Raw genomic sequence first — 18182 nt, forward strand, 5'->3', positions numbered from 1 at the left:
CGCTCAGCCGACCGTGATCTCGTTGTAGACCGGCACGCTGAACGGGTTGAGCGCGACGTTCGAGAGCCGGGAGGTGTAGCCGGCGCTGCCGTTCTGGTACCAGAGCGGGATGGCCGCCATGTTGTCGCGGACGACCTCCTCGGCCTGCTGGAAGAGGCGGACGGCCGCGGCCTGGCCGGTCTCGGCGTTGGCCCGGTCGACGAGCCGGTCGAACCGCTTGTCCGACCACTTTCCGTCGTTGGAGGAGGCGCCCGTGTAGTACAGCGGCTGCAGGAAGTTCTGGATCAACGGGTAGTCCATCTGCCAGCCGGCCCGGAAGGGGCCGGTCATCTTGTGCTGCCCGATCTGGTTGCGGAAGTCGGCGAAGGTGCCGACCGGGTTGCCGACGCAGGCCGTGTCGTCGCCGAGGGCGTTGTTGATGGAGTTGCACACCGCGTCCACCCACTGCTTGTGGGAGCCGGTGTCCGCGTTGTAGGTGATCTTCAGCCGGCCGCCGGGGATACCGCCGCCCTGCTGGATGAGCTTCTTGGCCTGGACCGGGTCGTAGTCGCAGGCGTGGCCGCACAGTCCGGGCTTGTAGCCGCCGGCCGTGCCGAGGACCGGGGAGGTCCAGTCGGTGGCCGGGGTGCGGGTGCCGCGGAAGATGGTCTCGGTGATCTGCCGGCGGTTGATCGCCATGGACAGGCCGGTGCGGACCTTGCGCGCGCCGCTGGTGTTCCACCTGGGGTCGTAGTAGGGGAAGGCGAGGGTCTGCAGGATGCCGGCCGGGGTGTTGATGTAGCGGCCGTTCAGGTCGGTCCGGACGTTCTTGAGCTGGGTGGAGGGCACGTCGTCGACCAGGTCGAGGTTGCCGGCCAGCACGTCGGTGTAGGCGGTGTTGCTGTCGGTGTAGACCAGCAGGGTCACGCCGAGGTTCCGCGCCTTGTCGGGGCCGGGGTAGCCGTCCCACCTCCTGAGGTTCATCGCCGAGCCCCTGGCGTACGACTCGATCCGGTACGGCCCGTTGCCGACCGGCTTCCTCAGCCAGCCGGCGTGGTCGGTGAAGAAGGCGCGGGGCAGCGGGGCGAAGGCGGCGTAGCCGAGGGTGTCGGGGAAGCTGGAGAACTTCTGGTTGAGGCGGACGGTGAAGGTCAGCGGGCCGGTGACCTTCAGCCCGGACAGGGTGCCGGCGCTCTGGGCGCCGGTGTCGGGGTGGACCTTGTCGTAGCCGTCGATGTAGGCGAAGAAGTAGGCGTCCTTCTGGTTGTTCCGCAGGCTCGCGCCGTAGTTCCAGGCGTCCACGAAGGAGCGGGCGGTCACCTTCTCGCCGTTGGAGAAGGTCCAGCCGTCCTTCACCCGGATCGTGAAGTTCCGCGAGTCCGTGGTGTCGATGGACCGCGCGAGCCAGTTCTGGGCCTTGCCGGTCCTCGGGTCGTACTTCTTCAGCCCCCGGAAGATCATGTCGAGGACCTTGCCGCCCTGCACCTCGTTGGTGTTCGCGGGCTCCAGCGGGTTCTGCGGGTCGCCCCAGGAGGAGGTCAGCACCCCGGCGCCGCCGAAGCCCGCGCTGTCCCCGCATCCGGCGGCGAGCAGCCCGGCGGCGAGGGCGCAGGCGGCCCATCGGGCGCGGGCGACTCCTCCCATGGCTGCCTCCTCCGCGATCACTGACCCGATACCGGTCACTATCTGTCCATACGTCACATACCGCACGCGGACTGGCGAGCTGAGGGGCCGTTGGAGGGATGCGTTCGTCCGGGCACGGACGGTCACGAGGGGGCGCACGATGGATCTTGACCAAGCGCGCAATAGATCTTCGGACAACGATGCCGAAACGTTGGATTCAGACGGGGTGATGTACGCATTTCGACACCCTGGCGTCCGCATAACGAACCCGTTGACCGATTAGCCCTAAAAGCCCGATGTGAAGCACGAATCGATCACGGCACGCTACCCGCGTAGCTACGGAATGATCAAGTGCGAGTAAAGAAGGCAAAGACGCAACCAAGGCGGACCAGAATTTATTGACCCTGCATGAATTGCGTTGAAAAAGTCCGGCGTAGCCCGTAGGGGAGCGCCCTGCGGAGCCTTGACCCACAAGGCACGGAGCATCATGACCACCCCCGCATCCCCTTCCCCGGCCGCCCCACTCGAGGTGACCAAAGAAGACAGCGCCCCATCGGCCACGCCCGGCACCCCGAAGGGCACCGAGAGCCGCTCTCCGGGACGGCTGGCCTGGACCCGCTTCAAGCGGGACCGGACGGGCGTCATATCCGCCTTCGTGGTGATCTTCTTCTTCGTCATCGGCATCGCCGCGCCGCTGATCGCCAAGGTGTACGGGAAGGATCCGTACACGACGTACGGCCAGAACGACCCGAGCCTGCTCAACGACTTCGGATTCCCGGTCAAGCCCAACGGCGGCATCGACGGCAACTTCTGGTTCGGCATCGACCCCCAGCTCGGCCGGGACGTCTTCACGTTCCTGCTGTACGCCATCCGCAACTCGCTGCTGATCGCGACGGCGACCACCGTGCTCGTGGCCTTCTTCGGCGTGCTCATCGGCATCACCGCCGGATACCTGGGCGGCAAGACCGACTACATCGTCGGCCGGATCATCGACATCCTGCTGGCCTTCCCGCAGACCCTGTTCTTCATCGGCTTCTTCCCGGTGATGCTCACGATCCTGGTCGCGCCGGACGAGGCCACCCCGACCTGGCTCACCGTCGTCTCCCTGATCACCGTCATGACGGCGTTCGGCTGGGCGCCCATCGCGCGACTGCTGCGCGGTGAGGTACTCGCCCTGCGCGAGCGGGAGTTCGTGGAGGCCGCGAAGGTCACCGGCGCCTCGCCGGCGCGGATCATCTTCAAGGAACTGCTGCCCAACCTGTGGACGCCGATCCTCATCCAGGCGACCCTGGCGCTTCCCATGTACGTGACGGTCGAGGCCGGTCTCGCCTTCCTCGGCGTCGGCCTGTCGGACCCCACCCCCGACTGGGGCGTGATGGTCCAGAACGCGTCCAAGACCTACCAGGACGACATCACGTACCTGCTCTTCCCGGGCCTGACGATGGTGATCTTCGTGATCGCCTTCAACCTTCTCGGCGACTCGGTGCGCGACGCGCTGGACCCCAAGGCCGGGCGCTGAATCTCCCTCTCCCCCTTCCGGCCCGGGCGACGGGGCCCGCCGGAGCAGTTCGTATCCGTCCTCGACCAAAGCAGGAAACAATGTCCCTTTCCCGCAGAAACTTCGTCATCGCCACGTCGGTCGCGGCCGGCGGCTCCATGGTCCTCTCCGCGTGCAGCAGTGGCGGAGGTGGCGGGAACAGCGGCACCGGCTCCCACGCAGGCGCCACCAAGTACACCGGTCACGTCACGGTCGGCACCAAGGAGGACTCGACCGGCCCCGCTCCCGAGATACCGGGCGCGAAGAAGGGCGGCAACATCATCGGCCTGGGCCCGGACGACTTCTCCCACCTGGACCCGCAGCGGATCTACTTCGCGTGGAACTCCACCATCGCGAACCTCTACGTCCGCGCCCTGACCGGCTACAAGATCTCCTCCGACGGCTCCATGAAGCTGGTCGGCGACCTCGCCACCGACGCCGGCACCATGTCGGACGGCGGCAAGACCTGGACCTTCACCCTGAAGGACGGTCTGAAGTGGGAGGACGGCAGCGAGCTGACCGTCGAGGACGTCCGCCACGGCATCGAGCGCGGCTTCGCCAGCTTCACCACCGAGGGCGCGATGTACGTGCAGAGCGCCCTCGTCGGCACCAGCGACTTCCGGTCGAAGTACAAGGGTCCGTTCAGCGGCAAGCACCTGGACTCCATCGTCACCGACAAGGCGAAGAAGACCATCACGCTGAAGCTGAAGGAGGCCCGCCCGGACCTCAACTTCACGCTGGCGATGCACTCCTACGGCGCCGTGCCGGTGAGCCACGACACCAAGGAGAAGTACGACAAGGACCCGGTCTCCGCCGGTCCGTACAAGATCGCCCAGCACTCGGTCGACAAGTCCCTGAAGCTGGTGCGCAACCCGCACTGGGACCCGGCGACGGACTCGATCCGCAACGCCTACCCGGACAGCTTCACCTTCCAGTTCGGCTACGAGGCCCTGCCGGCCACCGACCGTCTGATCGCCGAGAGCGGCGACGACCAGTACGCGGTCATGGCGTACAGCGGTGTCCCCGCCGAGCGCCTGCAGAAGGTCCTCAACGACGCGCAGCTCAAGCAGCGCACCATCAACGGCCTGCTGAGCGGTCTGTACTACTACGCCATCAACTGCAAGCGCATCACGGACCCGAAGGTGCGCCAGGCGCTCAACTACGCCTGGCCGCTGGAGCAGATCCGCCGTATCTACGGCGGTCAGGCCGCCGGTGACTACGCGACCTCCATCATCAGCCCGGACATCCTCGGCTACGAGCACCAGGACGTCTACGGCAAGCTGAAGAAGCCGCAGGGCGACCCGGAGAAGGCCAAGGCGCTGCTGAAGGAGGCCGGCAAGCTCGGCCAGAAGATCGTCTACACCTACCCCAAGGGTGGCAACGACGCCTACGAGAAGACCAAGGTCGTCATCGTCAACGCCCTGAAGGCGGCGGGCTTCGACCCGGTCGTCAAGCCGGTGGACTCCACCAGCTACTACGACCAGGTCCAGCAGATCAACAACCAGTTCGACGTGATGTGGTTCGGCTGGTCCCCGGACTGGCCGACCGGTTACACGGTCATGCAGCCGCTGTTCGACGGCGGCACGATCGGCAACGGCTCCAACAACGTCTCGCAGCTGAACGTCGGCTGGGTCAACGACGCGATCAAGAAGAACGCCGTCATCGCCGACCCGACGAAGGCCGGCCAGGCCTGGGAGGCGCTGGACAAGAAGATCATGACCGAGCTGGCGCCGATCATCCCCGAAACCTTCCAGCGCCGGTTCTACCTGCACGGCTCGAAGGTCGGCGGCGCGCTGTTCGACCCGCTGTTCTCCGCGTTCGTCATGTACAAGCTGTACGTGAAGGCCTGACGCCCCAGCCAGTCCAGGGGCGGGGCGCCGCACACCGGCGCCCCGCCCGTCCCCCTCCGCCCCCACCACGGCGTCGCCCAGGGAATCCCATCGCCATGTTCCGCTTTCTTGTCCGCCGGACACTCGGCGCAGCGGTGATCCTGCTGATCATCAGTGCCATCACCTTCTTCCTCTTCTACGTCGCTCCGCGTGACCCCGCCCGGGTCGCCTGCGGCAAGGTCTGCACGCCACAGACTCTGGCGCTGGTCAAGCACAACCTGGGGATCGACGATCCGCTGCCGGTGCAGTACTGGCACTGGCTCGAGGGCGTCTTCGTGGGCCGCGACTACGCCTCGTACGGGCACTGCAACGCGCCCTGCCTCGGCTACTCGTTCATCAACCGCCAGCCGGTCACGGGCATCATCATGGACCGCTTCCCGACCACCCTCTCGCTGGCCCTGGGCAGCACGGTCGTCTTCTTCGTCTTCGGTGTCGGCACCGGCATGATCGCCGCCGTCAAGCAGGGCAAGGCGCTGGACAAGATCGCCTCCTCGGCCTCGCTGATCGGCTCCTCGCTGCAGATCTACATCGTCGGCATCGTCGCGATGTTCTACCTGTCCGACGAGTGGCACATCTTCGCCCGCCCGAACGACAACTCCGGCTTCACCGACGACCCCGTGTCGTGGTTCACCGGGTTCCTGCTGCCGTGGTTCGTGCTGGCGATCATCTTCACCGCCAACTACACCCGTATGACCCGCTCGCAGCTCGTCGAGACGCTGAGCGAGGACTACGTGCGCACCGCGCGGGCCAAGGGCCTGTCCCAGCGCACGGTGTTCTTCCGCTTCGCCTGGCGCGGCGCGATGGGCCCGATCGTGACGATCCTCGGCCTGGACCTCGGCTCGCTGCTCGGCGGCGCGGTCATCACCGAGCAGACCTTCGGTCTGCACGGCATCGGCGCCGTCTCGGTGAAGGCCGTGAAGGACATGGACCTGCCGATGCTGCTCGGTGTCACCCTGGTGGCGGCCGGCGCGATCGTCGTGTTCAACATCGTCGTCGACGCCGTGTACGCCCTCATCGACCCCCGCGTCCGCCTCGCCTAAGGAGAGACAAGATGAGCACCCCCTTCCTCTCCGTCCGCGACCTGCGCGTGCACTTCTCCACCGAGGACGGCGTCGTCAAGGCCGTCGACGGGCTCTCCTTCGACCTGGAGAAGGGCAAGACCCTCGGCATCGTCGGCGAGTCGGGCTCCGGCAAGTCGGTGACCAACCTCGCGATCCTCGGCCTGCACAACCGTGAGCGCACCGCCCTGGAGGGCGAGATCCTGCTCGACGGGCAGGAGCTTCTCAGCGCCTCCGAGCGCACCCTGGAGAAGCTGCGCGGCAACAAGATGTCCATGATCTTCCAGGACGCGCTGGCCTCGCTCTCGCCGTACCACAAGGTGGGCGTCCAGATCGCCGAGACCTACCGCAAGCACACCGGCTGCTCCAAGAAGGAAGCCCGGGACCGTGCCATCGAGATGCTGCGCCGGGTCGGCATCCCCCAGCCCGAGACCCGCGTGGACGACTACCCGCACCAGTTCTCCGGCGGTATGCGCCAGCGCGCGATGATCGCCATGGCGCTGGTCTGCGACCCCGAGCTGCTGATCGCCGACGAGCCGACCACGGCCCTCGACGTGACGGTCCAGGCCCAGATCATGGACCTGCTCAAGGACCTCCAGCAGGAGTTCGGCACGGCGATCATCTTCATCACGCACGACCTCGGCGTCATCGCGGACATCGCGGACGACGTGCTGGTGATGTACGGCGGCCGGTGCGTGGAGCGCGGCACCAAGGAGGAGGTGCTCCGCACCCCGGACCACCCCTACAGCGTGGGCCTGCTCAACTCGATGCCCAGCCTGGACGGCCCGGTGGACGTGCCGCTCACGCCGATCCCCGGTTCCCCGCCCTCGCTGCTCAACCCGCCCTCCGGCTGCCGCTTCCACCCCCGCTGCGCGTTCGCCGAGAAGGTCGCCGGCGGTCTGTGCTCGACCGAGCGCCCGCTGCTGACGGTGCTCGACGGCCGGGGCTCCGCCTGCCACCTGACGGCGGACCAGAAGCGGGAACTCTTCGCCGACTTCGCCGCGACCCGGCACAACTGACGGACGGGACTTCACCATCATGAGCAACACGAACCCCCTCCTGGACGTCTCCGGGCTGACCAAGCACTTCCCGATCAAGGGCGGCTTCCCGATCCGCCGTACGGTCGGCGCGGTGCAGGCCGTCGACGGGCTGGACTTCCAGGTGTCCGAGGGCGAGAGCCTGGGCCTGGTCGGCGAGTCCGGCTGCGGCAAGTCGACCACCGGCCGGCTGATCACCCGCCTGCTGGAGCCGACCGGCGGCCGGATCACCTACCGCGGGCAGGACATCACGCACGCGGGCCGCAAGGATCTGGCGCCGATCCGCTCCGAGATCCAGATGATCTTCCAGGACCCCTACGCCTCGCTGAACCCGCGGCAGACGGTCGGCAAGATCATCTCCGGTCCGATGGAGATCAACGGCATCAACCCGCCCGGCGGCCGCGAGAACCGCGTCCGCGAGCTGCTGGAGATCGTCGGCCTCAACCCCGAGCACTTCAACCGCTTCCCGCACGAGTTCTCCGGCGGCCAGCGCCAGCGCATCGGCGTGGCGCGCGCGTTGGCCTTGGAGCCGAAGCTGATCGTGGCGGACGAGCCGGTCTCCGCGCTGGACGTCTCGATCCAGGCGCAGGTGGTGAACCTGCTGCAGAAGGTGCAGCGGGAACTGGGCATCGCGTTCGTCTTCATCGCCCACGACCTCGCGATCGTCCGGCACTTCTCGCAGCGCGTGGCGGTCATGTACCTCGGCAAGATCGTGGAGATCGCCGACCGCGACGACCTGTACGGCAACCCGCGCCACCCGTACACCCGGGCCCTGCTGTCCGCCGTACCGGAGGCGACGGTGGACGCCGAGCCGCGCGAGCGCATCCGCCTCGTCGGCGACGTCCCCTCCCCCATCAACCCGCCCTCCGGCTGCCGCTTCCGCACCCGCTGCTGGAAGGCGACGGAGAAGTGCGCGTCGGAGGCGCCGCCGCTGGTGCAGGTGGAGGGCAACAAGCCCGGCCACCTCACGGCATGCCACTACCCTGAGACGCAGGAGACGGTCCCGGCGCCCCGGCGTTCCGGGGAGACCCTCTCCAAGGACCCCGAGGCAGCGGCCTGACACACCCCTTTTCCGTCAGCCGCCCCTCGACGGAACGGACTTTCACCGGCCCATTGACCCGAGCCCTGAACGTCCGCTCCAGGGAACGAAGGCCCATGCCTCCCCAAGGCGTGGGCCTTCGGCATGTCCAGCCAAGGCCCGGGTCCGGCACAAGAGTTGAGAGTCCCTCAAGAACTGCGGCGGAAACCGACGCGTCGTTCAACACTCTGTGTCAGACTGCCGCGGTGGTAGATCACGCGTTCACCGATCTGACGCTTGCCGCGCTCTACGACCGCCTCAATCCCTGGGGGCCGGGTGACGACTTCTACCTCGGACTGGTGCGCGAGGCCCGCTCGGTGCTCGACATCGGCTGCGGCACCGGGCAGTTGCTGCGGCGGGCGCGGGCCGAGGGGCACCGGGGCCGGCTGATGGGGCTCGATCCGGCCCCCGCCATGCTCGTACAGGCGCGGCGCGCCGCGCCGGACGTCGAGTGGGTGCTCGGGGACATGCGGACCCGGTTGTGGGACGGGGAGTTCGACCTGGTCGTCATGACCGGGCACGCCTTCCAGGAGCTGGTCGGCGACGAGGAGATCCGCAGCTGTCTGCGCGGGGCGCGGGCGGCCCTCGAGGACGGCGGGCGGTTCGTGTTCGAGACCCGGAACCCGGACGCCCGGGCCTGGGAGCGGTGGGTGCCGGAGCGGGTCTACGAGGTCACCGCCGGGGACGGGTCGCCGGTGCGGGTGTGGCACGAGGTCCAGGACGGCGGGCTCGGCGGGGACCGGGTGCGGTTCACGGAGACCTACGACTGCGACGGCTGGCCGGCACCGCGGGTGTGCCACAGCGTCCTGCGGTTCCTGGACCGTCAGTCCCTGGCGGACCGTCTCGCCGACGCGGGGCTGACGGTCGCCGAGCAGTACGGCGACTGGGGGCGGGGTCCCGTCACCCCCACCAGCCCCGAGATCATCACCGTGGCCCGGCCCGCCTAGCCCGCGGTACCCCCCGGGGACATCGGCGGCGGCGAAGGGCGCGCTCCAGCCTTCTTTCGCGCCCCGACCACCCCAGGCCATCCCCAGCCGCCTCCCGCGCGGCCTCCCCGCCCAGTCCCGCCGAGGACACCGGCGGCAACCGAAGAGCGCACCCCTGCCTTCCTTCGCACCAGGCCATCCCCAGCCGCCTCCCGCACGGCCCCCGCCCAGCTCGCCGGCGGCTCCCGGATGCCCGGGCAGCCGTACCGGCGGGCAGCCGTCCCGGCACTCCGGGCAGCCGTCGTCAACCCGTCTGGTCCGTGTCCTCCTCCAGCGCCGCGAGTGCCGGGTCCAGGACGATGTCCTCCTCCCGGGCCTCGGTCGTCGGCTCCTCCGGGAAGTGGCACGCCGTCAGGTGGCCCTCGTGGTTGCCGGAGAGCCGGACCAGCGGCGGTTCCTCCGTGGCGCACTTGTCCTGCGCCTTCCAGCAGCGGGTGCGGAAGCGGCAGCCGGACGGCGGGGAGATGGGGGACGGGACGTCGCCGGCCAGGCGGATCCGCTCGCGGCCGCCCGTGTCCTCCTCCGACAGGTGCACCTCGGGGACCGCGGACAGCAGGGCGTGGGTGTACGGGTGGCGCGGCCGGTTGTAGATGGAGTCGCGGTCGCCCACCTCGATGATCTTGCCGAGGTACATGACCGCCACGCGCTGCGAGAAGTGCCGGACGACGGCCAGGTCGTGGGCGATGAAGACGAACGCGATGCCCAGTTCCCGCTGCACCTTCTGCAGCAGGTTCACCACCTGCGCCTGGATCGAGACGTCCAGCGCCGAGACCGGCTCGTCCGCCACGATCAGCTTCGGCTCCAGCGCCAACGCCCGCGCCACGCCGATGCGCTGGCGCTGGCCGCCGGAGAACTCGTGCGGAAAGCGGTTGAAGTGCTCGGGGTTGAGGCCGACGATCTCCAGCAGCTCGCGCACCCGGTTCTCGCGGCCGCCGGGCGGATTGATGCCGTTGATCTCCATCGGACCGGAGATGATCTTGCCGACCGTCTGCCGCGGGTTCAGCGACGAGTACGGGTCCTGGAAGATCATCTGGATCTCGGAGCGAATCGGGGCGAGGTCCTTGCGCGTGGCATGGCTGATGTCCTGCCCGCGGTAGGTGATGCTGCCGCCGGTCGGCTCCAGCAGGCGGGTGATCAGCCGGCCGGTGGTCGACTTGCCGCAGCCCGACTCGCCGACCAGGCCGAAGCTCTCCCCGGCGTGCACGGTGATGTCGACGCCGTCGACGGCCTGCACCGCGCCGATCGTCCGCCGGATCGGGAAGCCGCCCTTGACCGGGAAGTGCTTCTTCAGCCCCGAGACCTGCAACAGCGGCTCGCCGCCCGTGCCTCCGCTCTGCTCGCGCGGGGCCGTGAGGACGCTCTCCCCTGTCATCTCCTCTGCCATGACCGTGTCCTCCTAGCCCAGCCGGGGCTTGATCTCTTCGATGAAGATGGTCCGCTTCTGCTCCTCCGTGAGATGGCACGCGGAGGCCCGGTCCGGCGCCAGCAGCGGACGCTCGCGCACACAGCGGCCCTCGCCCTCGACCCGCTCGGGATAGCCGCAGCGGGGGTGGAAGCGGCAGCCGGACGGCGGGGTCAGCAGCGACGGCGGGGTGCCGGGGATCGGGGCGAGCGGGGCGCCGAGGTCGGAGTCGAGGCGCGGCATCGAGTTCAGCAGGCCCCAGGTGTAGGGGTGGCGCGGGGACCTGAGCACCTCGTCGACCGTGCCGCGCTCCACCGCGCCGCCCGCGTACATCACCATGATGTCGTCGGCCATGTCGGCGATCACCCCCAGGTCGTGGGTGATGAAGACGATGCCGGATCCGAACTCCTGCTGCAGGTCCTTGAGCAGATCGAGGATCTGCGCCTGGACCGTCACGTCGAGGGCGGTGGTGGGCTCGTCGGCGATCAGCAGGTCGGGGTCGCAGACCAGCGCCATGGCGATCATCGCGCGCTGGCGCATGCCGCCGGAGAACTGGTGCGGGTAGTCCTTCGCCCGCTCCCTGGGGTTGGGGATGCCGACCTTGCCGAGCATCTCCACGGCCCGGTCCCAGGCCGCCTTCTTCGAGGCGCCGGTGTGCTTCATGAACGGCTCGGCGATCTGCCGGCCCACCGTGTAGTACGGGGAGAGCGCGGTGAGCGGGTCCTGGAAGATCATGGCGACCTTGTTGCCGCGCAGCTTCTCCAGTTCGGACTCGCGCGCCGTGGTCAGCTCCTGGCCGTCCAGGAGGATCTCCCCCTCGACCGTGGTGAACATGGGATTGTGCAGGCCCAGGATGGTCAGGTTGGTCACCGACTTGCCCGAGCCGGACTCGCCCACGATGCCGAGCGTCCTGCCGCGCTCCAGGTCGAAGGAGAGCCCGTCCACGGCCCGTACGACGCCGTCCTCGGTCTTGAAGCTGACGTGCAGGTCCCGCACCGAGAGCAGGGGAGCTGCGCCGGCCGGAACAGGAGCGCCGGCCTCCTTGGTCAGAGTGGTCACGACAGTGCTCCTAGGACAGCCGCACGCGCGGGTCGATGAAGGCGTACGCGGCGTCGACGATGATGTTGAACAGCAGGATCATGCTGGCGGAGAAGAGCATCACACCGAGCAGCAGCGGCAGGTCGCTGAAGAAGACGGACTGGACGGCGAGGTTGCCGAGGCCGGGCAGGGAGAAGGTGTACTCGGTGATGATGGCGCCGCCGAACAGCGAGCCGAGGTCGATGCCGAAGATGGTGACGATCGGGATCAGCGAGCCGCGCCAGGCGTAGCGGAAGAAGACGTAGGCGCGGGACATGCCCTTGGCCCGGGCGGTGCGGACGTGTTCCTCCTGGAGCTGTTCGATCATCGAGGACCGCGCCATACGGGTGTACTGCGCGGCGAAGATCGTGGAGAGGACCACCCAGGGGATGATCAGGCCGGTGAACCAGGTGACGGGGTCCTGGGTGAACTCGTTGTAGGCGGGCTTGTCGAACCAGTGGGTCTGGTAGACGAGGATCGCCAGGGCCAGCGGGCCGAGGAAGTAGATCTGCAGCGAGCTGACCACCATGGCGCCGGCGGTGGCCGTCTTGTCGATCAGCGTGCCGCGCCGCCAGGCGGCGAGCAGCCCGGTGCCGAGCCCGACGAGCAGGAAGCAGACGCACGCGCCCAGGGTGAGCGAGACGGTGGTGGGCAGGCGGTCCATCAGGGTGCCCCAGACCGCCTCGTTGGTGTGGTACGAGTACCCGAAGCAGGGGGCGGGGCACGGGCCCTGGGCGAACTGGCTGCTGCCCATGACGAGGTTGTGCAGGAAGATCCAGTACTGCTCGGTGATGGGCTTGTCCAGGCCGAGCACATGGTGGATGTTCGCGATGGCGTCCGGGTTGCAGGTCTTGCCGCACATCATCAGCGCGGGGTCCCGGGGCACCCCGAAGAACAGCACGAACGTGACGATGCTCAGCAGGAACAGGATGACGATGGCACCGATGATCCGGCGGACGAGGAAGCGCAGCATGTCGGGGCAGCTCTCAGACGTCGGCGGCCTGGGCGGTACCCGGCGCGCCCCCGCCGTGGGGGCGCGCCGGGTACCGGCGGGGGACGGTTACTTGATGTAGAGGCGACGCGGGTCGATGCCGCCGATCACGTCGTCGTAGACGAGGCCGCCGACCTTGGAGCCGGCGATCTGGACCTGCTTGTAGTACGCGGTGGGGACGACGTTGACGACGTCCTTCACGATGTACTCGTCGAGCTTCTCCCACGCGGCCGCGGCCTTGACCGGGTCGGTGATCGTGTTGATCCGGTCGATCTCGCTGTTGATCTTCGGGTCGTTGACCTGCGAGTAGTTCTGCGCGCCGTCGGCGATCACGCGGCCGTCGTACAGCGGCGGGAGCACGGTCGAGGCGGACGGCCAGTCGGCGCCCCACGCGGTGTGGAAGATGTCGTAGTTGTTGTTCAGCTTGGAGACCTGGTCGTAGTAGGTCTCGGCCGGGATCTCCTGGCGCTGGACGTTGAAGCCGGCCTTCTTCAGGCCCGCCGCCATGGCCGTGGAGTACTGCTGGCCCTCGGGCGTGTTGATGTAGCCGAAGGTCAGCTTCATGTTGAGCTTGCCGGCCTTCTTCAGCAGCGCCTTGGCCTTGGCCGGGTCACCGCCGGGGTTCTTCTTCTTGCCCCACGGGTCGAAGGAGGCGTTGTAGCCGGAGACGGTCGGGGAGAGCAGGCCGCCCGCGACCTCCATGGCGTCGGTGCCGCCGTAGGCGCGCACGAACGGGGTGACCGGCAGCGCGTAGGCGATGGCCTCGCGGACCGTCTTGTCCTTCATGGCCGGGTGGCTCATGTTGATGTTCATCTGGCCGACGTACGGCTGGTAGCCGGCGACCGTGCGCGACTTCATCTTCGGGTCGCGCAGCACCTGGGAGAGGTTGCCCGCGTCGACCTGGTTGTTGAAGCTGACGCCGGTCTGGTCGGCGCCGCTGTCGGCGAGCAGGGACTTGGTGGACGTCTCGAACTGCTGGTTGAACGTGATGTTGAACTGGTCCACGTACTGGTGGCGGATCGGGTCCGTCTTCGGGTCCCAGTTCGGGTTCTTGACCAGCACCATCGACTTGCCGGACTTGAACGACTGGATCTTGTACGGGCCGGTCACCACCGGGTTCTTGTCGTACCGCTCCTTGGTGTCGCCCTTCTGGGAGACGACCGCGTAGCCGGCCATGGCCAGCGCGTAGGGCAGGTCGGGGTGCGGCTTCTTGAAGTGGAAGACGATGGTCTTGTCGTCCGGGGTCGACAGGACGGAGTCGGGCAGGTGCTTGCCCTTGTACGGGCCGTCCGGCAGGAGCTTGCGGTAGGTGGCGCCGGGCGTGTCGGCGAGCCACTGCTGCAGGTAGGTCGGGCCCTGGTTGATGAACGGCGCGAAGAGCCGCTCGACGCTCCAGCGGATGTCCTTGGAGGTGATCGGGCTGCCGTCCTGGAACTTGATGCCGTCCTTCAGCGTGTACTTCCAGGTCTTGCCGCCGTCGGTGGTGGTGCCGGAGTCGGTGGCGAGGTCGCCGACCACCTCGTGCTGGTGGCCGTCGTTGCTCGTGGTCTTGTAGCCCGTGAGGCCTCTGTGGATCAGCGTCGCGAGGGAGCCCTCGTCGGAGACGTAGATCTGGGCCGGGTCGAGGTGCGCGTAGGAGTCACGCTGCAGCACCTCCATGGTGCCGCCGGGCTTGGCGCCGGGCACGGGGGCCGCGGGGCCGGTGGAGTCCGCGGCCCCGCCGAACTTGATCGACGCCTGCTGCCGCTTGGCGTCCTGCTGGTCCTTCTTGTCGTTGGTGCCGCTGTCGCTGCCGCCCTTGCTGCAACCGGTGAGCACGAGGGCTCCGGCGGCGAGCACGGAGAGCGCGCTGTAGACGTGGCGTCCGCCCCTACTCATCACGAAATTCCCACCCATCCTTGAAACTGACGTTCCGTGCGGTTGACGTACTGCGGTCAGCGCGCGGTCTTGGGATCGAAGGCGTCCCTGACCGAGTCCCCGAGCAGGTTGAACGCGACGACGAAGATGATCATCGATACGCCGGGGAAGAACATGTAGGTGATGTCGTTCTGCATCACCAGTTCGGTGGACGCCTTGGAGAACATCTGCCCCCAGTCCGGCGTCGGTTCGACGATGCCGACGCCCAGGTAGGACAGACCGGCCTCGGCCGTCACGAAGTTGGGCAGCATGTACGTCGCCTGCACCAGCAGCGGGGTGACGATGTTCGGCAGGATCTCCTTGCGGATGATCCGCCACGGCGAGGCCCCGCTGACCTTGGCCGCCTCGATGAACTCCCGCTCCCGCAGGGCGAGTGCGGTGCCGCGCAGGATCCGGGCGAGGCCCATCCAGCCCAGGAACCACTGGACGAGGATCAGGGCCACCACGCGGACGTAGGTGGGTGTCTCGTCGCGGGGACTGACGAACAGCGACACCACGACCGGCATGCTGGCGATGAAGAACAGCTGCGCCGGGAAGGCGAGCAGGAAGTCGATGACGCGGCCGATGAAGTAGTCGGCCTTGCCGCCGAGATAGCCGGCGGCGACACCGAGCAGGATGCCGGTCACCACGACCGCGATGGTGACCGCTACCGAGATCATCAGCGAGGTGCGGATGCCGTAGATCAGCTTGGTGAAGACGTCGTAGCCGTTGCCGGGTTCGAGGCCGAACCAGAAATCGCTGCTGATACCGCCGTTGGGCTGCACCGGAACGCCCGCGCTGTCGAAGAGTTCCGGGCGTTCGTCCGCGTACACCGTGTAGGGGTTCTTCCCGTACAGCTTGGCGATCAGCGGGGCGAGCAGTGCGATCAGGAAGAAGAAGCCCACGACGTAGGCCGAGATCACGCCCGTGCGGTCGCGCTTGAAGCGCAGCCACATCAGCTGGCCGGGAGACCGGCCCTCGAGCTTGACGGGTTCGCCCTTCGCCTCCGGCCCTGGTTCGCCGTCGACGACGACCGAAGTCCCGCCGCCCTCAATGTCGATAGGACTTGTCACGGTTCGTCCGTTTCACAGGTATGGGTGTGAGTGGTGCCCGGGTATGCCGAGTACGCGCGAAACCGCAGGGGGACGCGCGTAGTTCTACAGCCGAGTCACACCGCTGGAATGGACGGACCGACCCACCTGGTGTGTGTGACGCCGCGCATGGGGGTTCCTCCTCATGACTTCACGTGTTCACCGAACGGAGAGGGTTTCCGTCTTCCCTCCGACACCCCTGACGGAGGGTCAGACACCCCCTGGTGCTCGTGAGTCGTGCGCTGTCCCCACAGCGCGAGACCCATTGACCCGAGCGCTACGCGGCTAACTATCTGCCATGGGTCCACCACCGACCACTGCCCGTAGATCTCAATTCAGTCACAGCTGACTGCTAGACCTTCCAAAATCTGGACAAACTGTTCGAGCGAAGAAGGCGCGAAACGGACTTGTTACATGGCTATCGGTCAGCGATCTCCGCATGTCGGACATACGCACCACGAAAACGGGTTGCAAAAAGCCCGGGCGCCCCCATCCTGGGGACACCCGGGCTCGGCAGCCGGCTGATCAGCTGTGCTTGGCGCGGCTCGCGGCGCGGGCCCGCTCGCGCTGGTCGAGCACGACCTTGCGGATGCGAACGGCCTCCGGGGTCACCTCGACGCACTCGTCGTCGCGGCAGAACTCCAGCGACTGCTCCAGGGAGAGCTTGCGCGGCGGCACGATCGACTCGGTCACATCGGCCGTGGAGGACCGCATGTTGGTGAGCTTCTTCTCCTTGGTGATGTTGACGTCCATGTCGTCGGAGCGGGAGTTCTCGCCGACGATCATGCCCTCGTACACCTCGGTGCCCGGCTCCACGAAGAGCACGCCGCGCTCCTGAAGGTTCGTCATCGCGAACGCGGTGACGGCGCCGGAGCGGTCGGCGACCAGCGAGCCGTTGTTACGGGTCTGCAGCGGGCCGAACCAGGGCTCGTGGCCCTCGTGGATGGAGTGCGCGATGCCGGTGCCGCGGGTCTGCGTCAGGAACTCGGTGCGGAAGCCGATCAGACCGCGCGAGGGCACCACGAACTCCATGCGCACCCAGCCGGAGCCGTGGTTGGACATGTTGTCCATGCGGCCCTTGCGGACGCCCATGAGCTGCGTGACCGCGCCCATGTGCTCCTCGGGCACGTCGATCGTCATGCGCTCGACCGGCTCGTAGACCTTGCCGTCGACCTCCTTGGTGACGACCTGCGGCTTGCCGACCGTCAGCTCGTAGCCCTCCCGGCGCATGGTCTCCACCAGGATGGCGAGCGCCAGCTCACCGCGGCCCTGCACCTCCCAGGCGTCCGGGCGCTCGGTGTCCAGGACGCGGAGCGAGACGTTGCCGATCAGCTCGCGGTCCAGGCGGTCCTTGACCTGGCGGGCGGTGACCTTGCGGTCCTTGACGGCCGCCTTGTTGTCGGCGCCCTTGCCGGTGGCGCCCCGGCCGACCAGCGGCGAGGTGTTGGTGCCGATCACCATGGAGATCGCCGGCTCGTCCACCGTGATCAGCGGCAGCGGAATCGGGTTCTCCGGGTCGGCCAGGGTCTCGCCGATCATGATGTCCGGGATGCCGGCGACGGCGCAGATGTCACCGGGGCCGGCCTTCTCCGCCGGCTTGCGGGTGAGCGCCTCGGTCATCATCAGCTCGGAGATCCGCACGTTCTGCACGGAGCCGTCGCGCTTGATCCAGGCCACCGTCTGGCCCTTGCGCAGCTCGCCCTGCTCGACGCGGAGCAGCGCGATACGGCCGAGGAAGTTGTCGGCGTCGAGGTTGGTGACGTGGGCCTGGAGCGGCGCGTCCTCCTCGTACGTCGGCGCGGGGATGTGCTCCAGGATCGTGGAGAAGAACGGCTCCAGGCTGTCGGAGTCGGCGGGGACCGTGCCGTTGTCCGGCTTGGTCAGCGAGGCGACGCCGTCGCGGCCGCAGGCGTAGACGATCGGGAACTCGATCTGGTCCTCGTCCGCGTCCAGGTCCAGGAAGAGGTCGTAGGTCTCGTTGACGACCTCGTCGATCCGGGCGTCCGGGCGGTCCGTCTTGTTGATGCACAGGATGACGGGCAGCCGGGCCTGCAGCGCCTTGCGCAGCACGAAGCGGGTCTGGGGCAGCGGGCCCTCGGAGGCGTCCACCAGCAGCACGACGCCGTCGACCATCGACAGACCGCGCTCGACCTCGCCGCCGAAGTCGGCGTGGCCGGGGGTGTCGATGATGTTGATGGTGACCGGGTCCCCGCCGTCCTTCGGGTGGTACTTGACCGCCGTGTTCTTGGCGAGGATCGTGATGCCCTTCTCACGCTCCAGGTCGTTCGAGTCCATGACCCGGTCGTCGACCTGGTCGAGCTGGTGGGCGGCGAACGCGCCGGCCTGCTTCAGCATGCCGTCGACGATGGTGGTCTTGCCGTGGTCGACGTGGGCGACGATGGCGACGTTGCGGATGTCGTGACGTGTCATGGACACAGCCATAGTGCGGCGAACTCCCGGGGTGTGAGGAAAGCCTGCGCGTACGTGTGCGTTACGCGGGCCCTGCCGGGCTTGACACGCCACGGCCTCACCCCATGG

At 67.9% G+C, this 18182-nt stretch carries 13 protein-coding genes; 6 read left to right on the forward strand and 7 right to left on the reverse strand.

Annotation, left to right across the window (positions count from 1 at the left end; translation table 11 throughout):
- Positions 1-3: 3 nt before the first annotated feature.
- Positions 4-1623, reverse strand: a complete 1620-nt coding sequence (locus ACGFZN_RS14750) for an ABC transporter substrate-binding protein (protein ID WP_393858808.1) — start codon at positions 1621-1623, stop codon at positions 4-6.
- 466 nt (positions 1624-2089) lie between these two features.
- Between ACGFZN_RS14750 and ACGFZN_RS14755 the strand changes: the two genes are divergently transcribed.
- The 6 genes from ACGFZN_RS14755 (at position 2090) to ACGFZN_RS14780 (ending at position 9148) form a co-directional block, all read left to right on the forward strand.
- The gene (locus ACGFZN_RS14755; protein ID WP_393858809.1) at positions 2090-3121 is read left to right on the forward strand and encodes an ABC transporter permease; all 1032 of its coding nucleotides are present in this window, start codon (positions 2090-2092) and stop codon (positions 3119-3121) included.
- 80 nt (positions 3122-3201) lie between these two features.
- Positions 3202-4989, forward strand: coding sequence for an ABC transporter substrate-binding protein (locus ACGFZN_RS14760; protein ID WP_393858810.1), 1788 nt, complete (start codon positions 3202-3204; stop codon positions 4987-4989).
- A 95-nt stretch (positions 4990-5084) separates the two neighbouring features.
- Positions 5085-6068 carry an ABC transporter permease gene (locus ACGFZN_RS14765; protein ID WP_330337991.1) on the forward strand — a complete coding sequence of 328 codons (984 nt, stop codon included), beginning with the start codon at positions 5085-5087 and terminating at the stop codon, positions 6066-6068.
- Positions 6069-6079: 11 nt separating this feature from the next.
- A complete protein-coding gene (locus tag ACGFZN_RS14770) occupies positions 6080-7105 on the forward strand; it encodes an ABC transporter ATP-binding protein (RefSeq protein WP_393858811.1) in 1026 nt (341 codons plus the stop codon).
- Positions 7106-7124: 19 nt separating this feature from the next.
- On the forward strand, positions 7125-8183 hold the full coding sequence (locus tag ACGFZN_RS14775) for an ABC transporter ATP-binding protein (RefSeq protein ID WP_393858812.1): 1059 nt from the start codon (positions 7125-7127) through the stop codon (positions 8181-8183).
- Between the two features lie 224 nt (positions 8184-8407).
- Positions 8408-9148 carry a class I SAM-dependent methyltransferase gene (locus ACGFZN_RS14780; RefSeq protein WP_393858813.1) on the forward strand — a complete coding sequence of 247 codons (741 nt, stop codon included), beginning with the start codon at positions 8408-8410 and terminating at the stop codon, positions 9146-9148.
- A 283-nt stretch (positions 9149-9431) separates the two neighbouring features.
- Here the strand turns inward: ACGFZN_RS14780 and ACGFZN_RS14785 are convergent, their stop codons facing one another.
- The 6 genes from ACGFZN_RS14785 to typA form a co-directional block, all read right to left on the reverse strand.
- The gene (locus ACGFZN_RS14785) at positions 9432-10559 is read right to left on the reverse strand and encodes an ABC transporter ATP-binding protein (protein ID WP_393858993.1); all 1128 of its coding nucleotides are present in this window, start codon (positions 10557-10559) and stop codon (positions 9432-9434) included.
- Positions 10560-10583: 24 nt separating this feature from the next.
- Entirely contained in the window at positions 10584-11648 is a 1065-nt protein-coding gene (locus ACGFZN_RS14790; protein WP_393858814.1) for an ABC transporter ATP-binding protein, read from the reverse strand.
- A 10-nt stretch (positions 11649-11658) separates the two neighbouring features.
- Positions 11659-12639, reverse strand: coding sequence for an ABC transporter permease (locus ACGFZN_RS14795; RefSeq protein WP_393858815.1), 981 nt, complete (start codon positions 12637-12639; stop codon positions 11659-11661).
- 87 nt (positions 12640-12726) lie between these two features.
- Complete coding sequence (locus tag ACGFZN_RS14800; protein ID WP_393858816.1) at positions 12727-14535, reverse strand: ABC transporter substrate-binding protein; 1809 nt, start codon at positions 14533-14535, stop codon at positions 12727-12729.
- Between the two features lie 56 nt (positions 14536-14591).
- A complete protein-coding gene (locus ACGFZN_RS14805; RefSeq protein WP_393858817.1) occupies positions 14592-15626 on the reverse strand; it encodes an ABC transporter permease in 1035 nt (344 codons plus the stop codon).
- 543 nt (positions 15627-16169) lie between these two features.
- Positions 16170-18086: a translational GTPase TypA gene (gene typA / locus ACGFZN_RS14810; protein ID WP_393858818.1), complete on the reverse strand. Its 1917-nt coding sequence runs from the start codon at positions 18084-18086 to the stop codon at positions 16170-16172.
- Positions 18087-18182: the final 96 nt, after the last annotated feature.

The organism is Streptomyces sp. NPDC048192 (genome assembly GCF_043202415.1).
Taxonomy (GTDB): domain Bacteria; phylum Actinomycetota; class Actinomycetes; order Streptomycetales; family Streptomycetaceae; genus Streptomyces.